Origin of the sequence: Pantoea sp. At-9b (genome assembly GCF_000175935.2) — a bacterium.
Taxonomy (GTDB): domain Bacteria; phylum Pseudomonadota; class Gammaproteobacteria; order Enterobacterales; family Enterobacteriaceae; genus Pantoea.
Genome location: NC_014837.1, coordinates 3114143 through 3126536, shown reverse-complemented (window position 1 = coordinate 3126536; position 12394 = coordinate 3114143). Strand labels below are relative to the sequence as shown.

Genomic DNA, 12394 nt, shown 5'->3' with positions numbered 1-12394 from the left:
AGCGGCGCGATGTATCGCGCCGCTACGAAATGGTCATTATCTTGACGCGGTACTCAGCCAATCCTTCACGGGCAGGAAGTCGCGATATAACGCGGCTTCTGGCGAGTCGGCTTCCGGCTGATAATCATATTCCCAGCGCACCAGCGGCGGCATCGACATCAGAATCGATTCGGTTCGGCCACCGGTTTGCAGACCAAACAAGGTACCGCGATCCCACACCAGGTTGAACTCGACATAGCGGCCACGGCGATACAGCTGGAACTGACGTTCACGTTCACCCCACGGCAGCGCTTTGCGTTTCGCCACAATCGGGCGATAGGCGTGCAGAAAACCGTTGCCCACCGCCTGAGTAAAGGCAAAGCAATGGTCAAAATCGGGGGTGTTGAGATCATCAAAGAACAGGCCGCCAATGCCGCGCTGCTCGTCACGATGTTTGATGTAAAAGTAATCGTCGCACCACTTTTTAAAGCGCGGATAGACCTCGTCACCAAACGGCTGGCATAACTCAAACGCCGTCTGATGCCAGTGCAGCGCATCTTCCTCGAAACCGTAATAAGGCGTGAGATCGAAACCACCACCAAACCACCACACCGGATCGGCTCCCGGCTTCTCGGCAATAAAGAACCGCACGTTGGCGTGGCTGGTGGGCACGTAAGGGTTTTCCGGGTGGATCACCAGTGACACACCCATGGCTTCGAAACTGCGACCCGCTAACTCTGGACGGTGTGCGGTGGCGGAGGCAGGCATCTGGTCGCCATGGACATGGGAGAAGTTAACGCCTGCCTGTTCAAACACCGCACCATTGCGCAGGACGCGGCTGCGTCCGCCGCCGCCGCCCGGGCGCTGCCAGCTATCTTCAGTGAAGTCCGCTGTACCATCTTCCGCCGCCAGCTGGGCGCAAATATCATCCTGGAGCGCCAGCAAAAAGGCTTTAACGCGGGAAATATCGGGATTGCTCATGAGTCACTCGTTCCGGAAATTTGCCGCGATTATACCTAAGCCTGACGACGATCGTACTCATCAAAGTAATTGACGATGCCATCGGCAATCGCGCTGGCAATTTTATGGCGAAACGCCTGAGTGCCGAGTAACTGCTCCTCGTGCGGATTGGTGATAAACGAGGTTTCCACCAGCACCGAAGGAATTGAAGGCGATTTCAGTACCGCAAACGCCGCCTGTTCGGTGTGCTGGCTGTGCAGGTGGTGCACCGGGCGGATCTGGTCCAGCACATGTTTACCCAACGTCAGGCTGTTGCGAATGGTGTCGGTCTGCACCAGATCGAACAAGATTTGGTTCAGATACTGGTCCTTCGCCGCTACTTCTGCGCCGCCGACTTTGTCAGCATCGTTCTCTTTTTGCGACATATAACGTGCCATCGCGCTGCTGGCACCGCGGTTCGATAAGGCAAACACGGAAGCGCCGTTGGCATCCGGGCTGGTGTAGCCATCCGCATGGATTGACATAAACAGATTCGCGCCGTGCTGGTGGGCGATCTCAACCCGCTGGTACAGCGGAATAAAGTAGTCAGTGTCACGCGTCAGGCGGACTTCGACCTTCGGATGATCCTGCAACAACTGCCGCACGTTGTTGGCGATATCCAGCACGATATGCTTTTCTTCCGAGCCTTGTTCACCGACGGCACCGGAATCGATGCCGCCGTGGCCGGGATCGATCATTACAATGCGTTTGCCGTTGCGGGCAGGCGGTGCGGGTTTGCTGTGGCGTGGCAGCATACGCAAATCCGCGCTCTCTTCTTTGGCCTGGACCAGACGCGGTGACAGCACCGCCAGCGCCAGCCCGGACAGCAGCAGCTGACGGCGATTGGTTAAGCGTTTGAGCAGTGAAATCTTTTTCATCAATGAATCCCTGACAGGTATACCTGCGAAGTGTTATAGCGTAACACCCTGTCAGGCGCGACCTCACAACTATTTCAGGGCTTTACTTTGTATTTCAGGTCGCTAACAGGAATTTTGCCGCTTTTTTCCGCCACTGAGCGGTGCAAGGTTTGCACCTGGCAAAGAATGCGTGATAATCAGCGAATTGTGCCTAACAGCAGGGTAACGCCGATGGAAATCCGTTCTTTCCGCCAGGAAGATTTTGAAGAAGTGATCACGCTCTGGGAGCGTTGCGATCTGTTGCGCCCGTGGAATGATCCGGAGCTGGACATCGAACGCAAAATGAACCATGACCCGGATCTCTTCCTGGTAGCCGAAGTCGGTGGCGAGGTCGTGGGCACGCTGATGGGCGGCTACGATGGCCATCGTGGCGCGGCTTACTATCTGGCGGTGCATCCGGATTATCAGGGGCGCGGCTTTGCTAATGCACTGATGAACCGTCTGGAAAAGAAACTGATCGCGCGGGGATGCCCGAAAATTCATCTGATGGTGCGTGAAGAGAACGATCAGGTGGTGGCGTTCTATGAAAAGCTCGATTACGAACCGGTGGACTCGCTGCTGTTTGGTAAACGGTTGATTGAAGATCGCGAGTATTAAGTGGTCACGCTGAAATATTCCCCCGAAGAGTACGATGCGAAAGGGCAGCTACGGCTGCCATTTCTTTTCTGGTTGATTCTGTTATTGCAGGCGCGCACCTGGCTGCTGCTGGTGATGGCCGGCGCTTCGCGCCAACAGGGCAATGACCTGCTGGCGCTGTTTTATCCCGACAGACAAAGTTTCTGGCTCGGCCTGGCGCTGGGCATTCCAGCGGCCATCGGTTTACTGCTCACCGGCTATCGCCAGCGTTGGCCGCGCCTGTGGCAGAGCTGGCGCTGGGTGCTGAGCCTTTCGCTGCTGATTAACCTGCTGTGGCAGGGCGGTAACCTGTGGCAAGGCGACATGCCCGATTCCCCTTTCCCGCTGCTGTTGACGTTGTTTGACCTGCTGGCGCTGTACTGGCTGCAAACCCATCGTCGTCTGCGTGACTGTTTTTTGCCTGAACATCAGCATCACGAATAAACTTTTTGTCGCTTTGCGACTCCAACAGGCACGCCAACCGGCAAAGAAGATCAAGGAGTTTTCATGAAAGTTGTTCGTCCCGCGCTGCTGGCGTCGGCCCTGGTACTGGCAGGTTGTGCCAGCTCGGGTAGCTCTTCCCCGGCGGATGAAAGCCACTGGTATAATCCGCTCAGTTATCATTGGTCAGCACTGAATCCGCTGCACTGGTTTGGCGGTTCGCTCACCGTGACGGAGCAGGGGGTTGCCGGGCTTTCCAGCAGCACCGCGATGACGCAAACTGCCATCGACAAAGCCCTCAGCGGTGATTACACCCTGCGGCAGGGCATGCGCACCCAGAACGGCCAGGTGGTAGAGTTCTGGCAGGCGCTGGATGATGGCAAGGTCAAAATGGTGATTCACGGCCAAAGCAGCGTTGAGCGTATCGAAGTGTTGGATAGCAACGCGAAAAGCGCCGATGGCAGCAAAATCGGTGACCTGTTCAGTGCGAAATTCAGCAAAGCCTTCGACAACTGCAAAATGGTGCCCGGCCTCGATAGCCGTGATGTTGAGTGTCGTGCGCCGAATAGCCAGCACATCGCTTATATCTACAGCGGTGAATGGCACGGGCCTGAAGGTCTGATGCCGTCTGATGATACGCTGAAAAGCTGGAAAATCAGCAAGATCGTCTGGCAACGGTAACCCTGAAAAAAGTGCGGTGATACGGGCTATCACCGCCGCTTTCCGGTATGATATGGGCGAAAAAAACGTCGTTTAACCCCCATTGCCGGAGAGCATGTCGATGTCTCAATTTCAGAGCGGAATCCTGCTGGAACACCGCCGTTTCGCCATTTGGCTGGAAGCCCGTGTCACGGGCGACCTCGATGCGCTGCGCCTGGGCAGCAAAACCTTTCTGCAACACCTCGCATTGCTCCAACAACAATTTGCCGATGCCGGTCTGGGCGCGGTGGTCGCGTTTGGCGATACGCTGTGGCGTGATTTGCAGGGTGCCGATAGCGCACCGGAGCTGAAAGCCTTTAGCGCGCTGGGTAAAGGTATTGCGCCCGCCACTCAGCATGATTTGCTGATCCACATCCAGTCGCTGCGTCATGACGTTAACTTCTCACTGGCACAGGCAGCGCTGGTAGCGTTTGCTGATGCCGTGAGCGTCGAAGAAGAGACGCACGGTTTCCGCTGGGTGGAAGAGCGCGATCTCTCCGGTTTTGTCGATGGCACGGAGAATCCCCAGGGTGAACAGCGTCAGCAGGTGGCGATCATCGCCGATGGCCCGGATGCCGGGGGCAGTTACGTGTTCACGCAGCGTTGGGAGCATAACCTGAAGCTGTGGAATCGCATGGCGGTTGAGAAACAGGAAGCGGTGATGGGACGCACCAAAGTGGAGAACGAAGAGATACCCGGCGAGGAGCGTCCGGCGACGTCGCATCTCAGCCGTGTCGATCTGAAAGAAGAGGGGAAAGGGCTGAAGATTTTGCGTCAAAGCCTGCCTTACGGTACTGCCAGCGGCACCCACGGCCTGTTCTTTATCGCTTACTGCAACCGTCTGTATAACATCGAGCAGCAACTGCTGAGTATGTTTGGCGAGCGCGATGGCAAGATGGACGCGATGCTGCGCTTCACCAAACCGGTGACCGGCAGCTACTATTTTGCTCCCTCGCTCGACGCCTTACAGGCGCTGTAAACTTGCGTCGGACGGCGTCGCTGCCGTCCGTCTTCTATCCCGCCTGCTGCATATTCTTCCCCGCTGTCTTATGCCTTTTTAGACTTTGAAATCATCAAACGATATATAAAACCGTTACTGGTTTGCCCTGAGTTATAAATACACTGACAACATCTAATGGCATCGGCCTGAACTCCACATCTCTGGGTGCAGCATGACACTTCCCGTTTTGAAAAAGTTGGTTGGCGGTATCGCGCTTTCGCTGGCAATGGCGGGTGCTGTGCAGGCGACTGAACTGCTTAATAGCTCTTATGACGTCTCGCGCGAGTTGTTTGTGGCGCTGAATGCGCCTTTTGAGCAGCAGTGGGATGCCAGCCATCCGGGTGACAAGCTGACCATTAAGCAGTCCCATGCCGGTTCCTCAAAACAGGCGCTGGCGATCCTGCAAGGTTTGCGTGCCGATGTGGTGACCTATAACCAGGTGACGGATGTGCAGGTGCTGCATGACAAAGGCGATCTGATCCCGGCCAACTGGCAAACCCGTCTGCCCAATAACAGCTCGCCGTTTTACTCCACCATGGCGTTCCTGGTGCGCAAAGGCAATCCAAAGCACATTCACGACTGGGCCGATCTGGCGCGTGATGATGTGAAGTTGGTGTTCCCGAATCCCAAAACCTCCGGTAATGGCCGTTATACCTATCTGGCGGCCTGGGGCGCGGCGGATCAGGCTGATGGTAAAGATAAAGCCAAAACCGAAGCCTTTATGACCCAATTCCTGAAGAACGTCGAAGTGTTTGATACCGGCGGTCGCGGTGCCACCACCACCTTCGCCGAGCGTGGTCTGGGGGATGTGCTGATCAGCTTTGAATCTGAAGTGAACAACATTCGCAACCAGTACGCGAAAGACGGTTATGAAGTGATTGTGCCCAAAACCAATATCCTCGCTGAGTTTCCGGTGGCCTGGGTGGACAAAAATGTTGAGCACAATGGCACCGCCGATGCGGCCAAGGCTTACCTGAATTTCCTCTACAGCCCGGAAGCGCAGAAAATTATCACCGGTTTCTACTATCGCGTAAACAACCCGCAGCTGATGGCGGAGCAGAAAGATCGCTTCCCACAGACGGCATTATTTAACGTGGATCAGGCGTTTGGCGGCTGGGACAACGTGATGAAAACCCATTTCGCTTCCGGCGCTGAGCTGGACAAACTGCTGGCAGCGGGGCGCGGCTGATGTTTGCCTCAACGCAAAAACGGGTGCTGCCCGGATTCGGTCTCAGCCTCGGCACCAGCCTGCTGTTTACCTGCCTGATCCTGCTGCTGCCGATCAGCGCGCTGCTGATGCAGCTGTCCAAAATGACGCTGGCGCAGTACTGGGAAGTGATCACCAGCCCGCAACTGGTGGCCGCCTATAAGGTCACGCTGTTGTCTGCCGGGGTCGCTTCGATCTTCAACGCGGTGTTTGGCATGTTGATGGCGTGGATCCTGACCCGTTATCGCTTCCCGGGTCGTACTTTGCTTGATGGTCTGATGGATTTGCCGTTTGCGCTGCCCACCGCCGTTGCCGGTCTGACGCTGGCCGGGCTGTTCTCAGTCAACGGTTGGTATGGGCAGTGGCTGGCGCAGTTTGATATCAAAGTCTCTTACACCTGGCTCGGTATTGCCGTGGCGATGGCCTTCACCAGCATTCCATTTGTGGTGCGTACCGTGCAGCCAGTGCTGGAAGAGTTAGGCCCGGAATATGAAGAAGCGGCGGAAACGCTGGGTGCCACGCCGTGGCAAAGCTTCCGTCGTGTGGTGCTGCCGGAAGTGGCTCCCGCCCTGCTGGCAGGCACTGCGCTGTCGTTTACCCGTAGCCTTGGTGAGTTTGGCGCGGTGATTTTTATCGCGGGCAATATCGCGTGGAAGACCGAAGTCACCTCACTGATGATTTTTGTGCGTTTGCAGGAGTTTGATTACCCGGCGGCCAGTGCCATTGCGTCGGTGATCCTTGCGGCGTCGTTGCTGCTGCTATTCGGCATTAACACCCTGCAAAGCCGCTTTGGCCGTCGTTTAGGAGGTCACTGATGGCCGAGATTTCGCAAATCAATCGTGTGGACCGTTCACCGATCAACTGGGCTAAGTGGCTGCTGATTGGTATTGGCGCGCTGGTTTCCTTGTTGTTACTGGTGGTGCCGATGATCTCGATTTTCTGGGAGGCATTGGGGCAGGGGCTGGGGGGTGTCATCAGCAATCTGAAAGATGGCGACATGCTGCATGCCATCTGGCTGACGGTGATGGTGGCGCTGATCACCGTGCCGGTCAACCTGGTGTTCGGGACGCTGTTGGCATGGCTGGTGACGCGGTTTAACTTTCCTGGTCGTCAGCTGCTGTTGACGCTGTTTGATATTCCGTTTGCCGTGTCGCCGGTGGTGGCAGGCTTGATGTATCTGCTGTTTTGGGGCGTCAACGGCCCGGCCGGTGGTTGGCTGGATGCGCACAATATCCAGATTATGTTTGCCTGGCCGGGTATGGTGCTGGCGACCGTTTTCGTCACCTGTCCGTTTGTGGTGCGTGAACTGGTGCCGGTGATGCTGAGCCAGGGCAGCAATGAAGATGAAGCCGCGGTGCTGCTTGGCGCATCCGGCTGGCAGATGTTTCGCCGCGTGACGCTGCCGAACATTCGCTGGGCGCTGCTGTACGGCGTGGTGCTGACCAACGCGCGTACCATCGGCGAATTTGGTGCGGTCTCGGTGGTATCGGGATCGATTCGCGGCGAAACCTATACGTTGCCGCTTCAGGTTGAATTACTGCATCAGGATTACAACACTGTCGGGGCTTTCACCGCCGCCGCGCTGTTGACCTTGATGGCGATAGTGACACTGTTTCTGAAAAGCGTGCTGCAGTGGCGTTTAGAGCATCAGCAGAAACGCCAACAGGAGGAAAATCATGAGCATTGAGATTAAACAAATTAACAAAGCGTTTGGCCGTACCCCGGTGCTGAACGATATCTCTCTGGATATTCCTTCCGGCCAGATGGTGGCGCTGCTGGGGCCGTCCGGTTCCGGTAAAACCACGCTGCTGCGAATTATCGCCGGGCTTGAACATCAGAACAGTGGGCAGATTCAGTTCCACGGCAAAGATGTCAGTCGCTTGCATGCCCGCGATCGTCAGGTTGGATTTGTGTTCCAGCATTACGCGCTGTTCCGCCATATGACGGTGTTTGACAACATCGCCTTTGGCCTGACGGTGCTGCCACGTCGTGAGCGTCCTTCCAGCGTTGAAATCAAACAACGTGTAACCCGTTTGCTGGAAATGGTGCAACTGGCGCATCTTGCCAACCGCTTCCCGGCGCAGCTGTCAGGCGGCCAGAAGCAGCGTGTGGCGCTGGCGCGTGCGCTGGCAGTGGAACCACAGATTTTGCTGCTGGATGAACCCTTCGGTGCGCTGGATGCGCAGGTGCGTAAAGAGCTGCGCCGCTGGCTGCGTCAGTTGCATGAAGAGTTAAAATTCACCAGCGTATTCGTCACCCATGACCAGGAAGAGGCGATGGAAGTCGCTGACCGCGTGGTGGTGATGAGCCAGGGCAATATCGAACAGGTGGGCACGCCAGATGAAGTATGGCGCGACCCGGCCACCCGCTTTGTGCTGGAGTTCCTCGGTGAAGTGAACCGCTTTGACGGTGAAGTCCACGGATCGCAGTTCCATGTCGCTGCGCATCGCTGGCCGCTGGGTTATACCCCTGCCCACCAGGGCAAGGTCGAGTTGTTCCTGCGCCCGTGGGAGATTGATGTCTCGCGCCAGAGCAGCCTGGAAAGCCCGTTGCCGGTGCAGGTGCTGGAAGTCAGCCCGCGTGGCCACTTCTGGCAGTTGGTGGTGCAGCCAACTGGCTGGCAAAGCGAACCCTTCACCCTGGTGTTTGATGGTGAGCAAACCGCGCCGATTCGTGGCGAACGTCTGTTTGTTGGCCTGCAACAGGCACGACTTTACCAGGGGACGACACCGCTGCGCGCGGTTGCCTTTGCCGAGAGCGCCTGATATTTTTGACACTCCTTCGGGCGGGATTTTCCCGCCCGATTTCTTTGCCCCTCTTTCTACGCCGGGAATCTGACCGTGACCACACTGGAAAATACCATCGGTAACACGCCGTTGATTAAGTTGCAGCGCCTGACGCCTGACAACGGCAGCGAAATCTGGTTAAAACTGGAAGGGAACAATCCGGCTGGCTCGGTCAAAGATCGCGCCGCCTGGTCGATGATTCATCAGGCGGAGTTGCGCGGCGAGATCAAACCGGGCGATACCCTGATTGAAGCCACCAGCGGCAATACCGGCATCGCGCTGGCAATGATTGCGGCGATGAAAGGCTATTGTCTGCGTTTGCTGATGCCAGAAAACATGAGCCAGGAGCGACAGGATGCGATGCGTGCCTACGGCGCTGAACTGGTGCTGGTGACCCGTGAGCAGGGCATGGAAGGGGCGCGTGATTTGGCGCAGGAGATGGCCGCACGCGGTGAGGGCAGGGTACTGGATCAGTTTAACAACCCGGATAATCCCCTCGGCCACTACCTGACCACCGGTCCAGAAATTTGGCAGCAGAGCCAGCAACGCATGACGCATTTCGTCTCCAGCATGGGCACCACCGGCACCATTACCGGGGTGGGGCGCTACCTGCGTGAGTATGCGCCTGCGGTGAAAATCATCGGCCTGCAACCCGAGGAAGGCAGCAGCATTCCCGGTATCCGCCGTTGGCCAAGCGCCTATCTGCCGGGGATTTTTCGCCCGGAGTTGGTGGATGACGTGATGGATATGACTCAACAGGAAGCGGAAGCAACCATGCGTGCCCTGGCGCAGCGTGAAGGCATTTTCTGCGGCGTCAGCTCCGGCGGTGCGGTGGCGGGTGCGTTACGCATCGCGGCGGCCCAGCCGGGCAGCGTTGTGGTCGCAATTATTTGCGATCGCGGCGATCGTTATCTCTCCACGGGTGTTTTCCACTAAACTATCCTCTTGTAAAAATGCGTAGCGGCGCGATTTATCGCGCTGTTTTCCTGTGTTTTAAATTCGCGCGATAAATCGCGTCGCTACGGAGTATCGTCACTGTAAGGATCGAGTAAAACCGGCTGCGCTCAGGACGAACTCAGGACAAAATAGCGGCAATTTTGTACGAGAGATAAAGATGAAAATTCTGCTTGTTGATGACGATTTAGAGCTTGGTACTATGCTGAGCCAATACCTGATTGCTGAAGGCTTTGATGCACAACTGGTTTTGACCGGAAGTGCCGGGGTTGAAGGTGCGCTTTCAGGTAATTACACCGCCATGATCCTCGATATCATGCTGCCGGATATGAGCGGAATTGATGTGCTGCGTCAGGTACGCCAGAACAGCCGTCTGCCGGTGATCATGTTGACCGCCAAAGGCGACAATATCGATCGCGTTATCGGTCTGGAAATGGGGGCGGACGATTATGTGCCAAAACCCTGTTATCCACGTGAACTGGTGGCGCGACTGCGTGCCGTGCTGCGTCGCTTTGAAGATCAGGCTCCGTTACCCGATAAGAAAGAAGTGCTGCGTTGGGGCGATTTGAGTCTCAATCCTGCGACCCGTATTACCGAATGGCAGGGCAAGGCGTTTGACCTTACCGCCTCGGAATTCAACCTACTCGACCTGTTGATGCGTGCGCCCGATCGCGTGGTATCAAAAGATGAGCTGTCAGAAAAAGGGCTGGGGCGTCCGCGTGAAGCCTACGATCGCAGCGTTGATGTACATATCAGCAATATTCGCCAGAAACTGGCAGCGTTGACCGCTGACAGCGTCAATATCGAAACCGTGCGCAGTATTGGTTATCGCATTCGATGAAGCACAGCTACCGTGGCCGGATGTTCTGGAAGATCCTGCTGGGCTTCTGGATTGTATTTGTCATTATCAGCCAGCTGCTGTGGCTTGGTTTTTCGCTTTCCGGTAATCGCCACGAGCCACCAGAAATCGTGGCGATTCGTCGTATCGTGAATTTGCAGATGGCCTCGGCGGTGTCGGTGTTGGAGCGCGGTGGGCCAGGCGCGCTGGATGATATGATGGCCGACTGGGAACCGAACGATCGTCAGTTTTTTTCGGTGATCCAGCACAGTAAACCCAACACCACGGTGAATACACCACCGGAAGGATTGCCACCTTCAGGCTTTAATGAGCCGTTCCACGGTCCCTTCCCGGATGTGATTGTCCGCTGGGTGAAAGGGGCGGACGGTAAAGAGTATGAGCTGCGTTACGACGTCAAAGCGTTGCGGGAAGATAGCTCTATGGGGGTCGGCGGCCCTCGCCGCATTCTGAATATCCCTGAGCCGATGTTTACCTTTGCCGGTGCGCTCGGTTTGCTGTTCAGCCTGCTGCTGGCGTGGAACCTGACACGTCCGATGCGCCAGTTACGTGAAGGTTTTGCCCGCGTGAGCAGCGGTGACCTGAGTGTGCGGCTCTATCCGGTGATGCGCAAACGCCATGACGAGCTTTCCAGTGTGGCGCAGGATTTCGATGCGATGGTGGAGCGACTGGATACGCTGGTGAAAGCACGTGAGGAGCTGCTGCATGATATCTCCCACGAGCTGCGTTCGCCGCTGGCTCGTTTACAGCTGGCGACCGGTCTGGCGCGTCAGACGCCGGAAAGTGTTGAATCTTCCCTGAACCGCATCGACGAAGAAGCGCGTCGCCTGGATAAGATGATCGGGGAACTGCTGACGCTCTCGCGTGCCGAGCACGAGAGTATGCCGGGTGAGCAGTATTTCGACCTGACCGGCCTGCTGCATGCGATAGTGACCGATGTTCGTTACGAGGCACAGATTCCAGGGGTGAAGGTCGATTTTCAGGTCGATGAAAACGCAGATTACACCGTGCATGGCAATGCTGAGCTGATTCGGCGTGGGGTAGAGAATGTGCTGCGCAACGCCCTGCGTTTCTCCCACAAGGGGCAGCATATTCAGGTGCGCTTGCAGGCGGAAAATCAGTGGCTGGCGATTCGTGTGCGCGATCAAGGGCCAGGTGTCGATGATGAAAAGCTTTCCAGCATTTTCGACCCCTTTGTCCGCGTCAATTCACCGTTGATGGGCAAGGGCTATGGCCTGGGGCTGTCGATTGTGCGCAAGGTGGTGCTGGCGCACCATGGCGAAGTTCAGGCGGTTAACCGCCCGGAAGGGGGGCTGGAGCTAACGCTCAGGCTGCCACGCTGGAAACAGGACTAACTTCCCTGAGAAACAAAAACGGCACCCAGTGGGTGCCGTTTTACTATCCAGACTGCGAATTACTTCTTGATACGAATCACCGGGGTTTCGCCCACGGTTACCGGACCAGAGAGTTTGATCAGGTCTTTGATCTCGTCCATGTTCGAGATCACCACCGGCGTCAGCGTGGATTTTGCTTTCTCTTCCAGCAGCGGCAGATCAAACTCGATCACCACATCGCCTTTTTTCACTTTCTGGCCTTCTTCAGCGATACGTTTGAAGCCTTCACCTTTCAGTTCAACCGTGTCGATACCGAAGTGGACGAACAGCTCGATGCCGTTGTCAGACTCGATTGAAAATGCGTGGTTGGTTTCGAAAATTTTACCGATGGTGCCATCAACCGGCGCAACCATTTTGTTGCCGGTCGGTTTGATCGCAATACCGTCACCGACAATTTTCTCCGCGAATACCACATCTGGTACGTCTTCAATATTCACGATTTCGCCTGACAGAGGCGCTACAATTTCAATAGTCCCTGATGCGCTCTCTGTTTTATCGCCAAAAAGTTTAGAAAACAAACCCATGATCTTCTCCTAAGCAGTAATTT

Annotated in this window: 14 protein-coding genes; 11 read left to right on the top strand and 3 right to left on the bottom strand. The window is 56.2% G+C overall.

All coding sequences use genetic code 11. The annotated features are described in order from the left end of the window. Positions 1-36: 36 nt before the first annotated feature. The gene (gene hemF, locus PAT9B_RS14395; RefSeq protein WP_013510006.1) at positions 37-960 is read right to left on the bottom strand and encodes an oxygen-dependent coproporphyrinogen oxidase; all 924 of its coding nucleotides are present in this window, start codon (positions 958-960) and stop codon (positions 37-39) included. Between the two features lie 35 nt (positions 961-995). Further along, positions 996-1856, bottom strand: a complete 861-nt coding sequence (gene amiA / locus PAT9B_RS14390; RefSeq protein ID WP_013510005.1) for an N-acetylmuramoyl-L-alanine amidase AmiA — start codon at positions 1854-1856, stop codon at positions 996-998. A gap of 210 nt (positions 1857-2066) precedes the next feature. Here amiA and PAT9B_RS14385 point away from each other — a divergent pair, with 210 nt between their 5' ends. From PAT9B_RS14385 to PAT9B_RS14335, 11 genes are all read left to right on the top strand, one after another. Beyond that, positions 2067-2492 (top strand): GNAT family acetyltransferase, encoded by a 426-nt coding sequence (locus PAT9B_RS14385; protein WP_013510004.1) that lies wholly within the window; start codon positions 2067-2069, stop codon positions 2490-2492. After that, positions 2493-2954: a DUF2919 domain-containing protein gene (locus PAT9B_RS14380; protein WP_013510003.1), complete on the top strand. Its 462-nt coding sequence runs from the start codon at positions 2493-2495 to the stop codon at positions 2952-2954. Positions 2955-3017: 63 nt separating this feature from the next. Then, entirely contained in the window at positions 3018-3632 is a 615-nt protein-coding gene (locus PAT9B_RS14375; protein ID WP_013510002.1) for an RpoE-regulated lipoprotein, read from the top strand. Positions 3633-3732: 100 nt separating this feature from the next. Beyond that, the gene (locus PAT9B_RS14370) at positions 3733-4629 is read left to right on the top strand and encodes a Dyp-type peroxidase (RefSeq protein WP_013510001.1); all 897 of its coding nucleotides are present in this window, start codon (positions 3733-3735) and stop codon (positions 4627-4629) included. Between the two features lie 193 nt (positions 4630-4822). Next, complete coding sequence (locus PAT9B_RS14365; protein WP_013510000.1) at positions 4823-5839, top strand: sulfate ABC transporter substrate-binding protein; 1017 nt, start codon at positions 4823-4825, stop codon at positions 5837-5839. Beyond that, on the top strand, positions 5839-6672 hold the full coding sequence (gene cysT / locus PAT9B_RS14360) for a sulfate/thiosulfate ABC transporter permease CysT (RefSeq protein ID WP_013509999.1): 834 nt from the start codon (positions 5839-5841) through the stop codon (positions 6670-6672). The genes PAT9B_RS14365 and cysT overlap by 1 nt, the downstream gene beginning before the upstream one ends. Continuing rightward, positions 6672-7544, top strand: a complete 873-nt coding sequence (gene cysW, locus PAT9B_RS14355) for a sulfate/thiosulfate ABC transporter permease CysW (RefSeq protein WP_013509998.1) — start codon at positions 6672-6674, stop codon at positions 7542-7544. Before cysT ends, cysW begins: the two co-directional genes overlap by 1 nt. Next, on the top strand, positions 7534-8622 hold the full coding sequence (cysA, locus tag PAT9B_RS14350) for a sulfate/thiosulfate ABC transporter ATP-binding protein CysA (protein ID WP_013509997.1): 1089 nt from the start codon (positions 7534-7536) through the stop codon (positions 8620-8622). Before cysW ends, cysA begins: the two co-directional genes overlap by 11 nt. Before the next feature lie 75 nt (positions 8623-8697). After that, complete coding sequence (gene cysM, locus PAT9B_RS14345) at positions 8698-9579, top strand: cysteine synthase CysM (RefSeq protein ID WP_013509996.1); 882 nt, start codon at positions 8698-8700, stop codon at positions 9577-9579. 178 nt (positions 9580-9757) lie between these two features. Further along, positions 9758-10438 (top strand): response regulator transcription factor, encoded by a 681-nt coding sequence (locus tag PAT9B_RS14340; protein WP_013509995.1) that lies wholly within the window; start codon positions 9758-9760, stop codon positions 10436-10438. Further along, positions 10435-11808, top strand: coding sequence for an ATP-binding protein (locus PAT9B_RS14335; RefSeq protein WP_013509994.1), 1374 nt, complete (start codon positions 10435-10437; stop codon positions 11806-11808). Before PAT9B_RS14340 ends, PAT9B_RS14335 begins: the two co-directional genes overlap by 4 nt. A 59-nt stretch (positions 11809-11867) precedes the next feature. Here the strand turns inward: PAT9B_RS14335 and crr are convergent, their stop codons facing one another. Beyond that, positions 11868-12371, bottom strand: coding sequence for a PTS glucose transporter subunit IIA (gene crr, locus PAT9B_RS14330; RefSeq protein ID WP_013509993.1), 504 nt, complete (start codon positions 12369-12371; stop codon positions 11868-11870). Between the last annotated feature and the right edge of the window lie 23 nt (positions 12372-12394).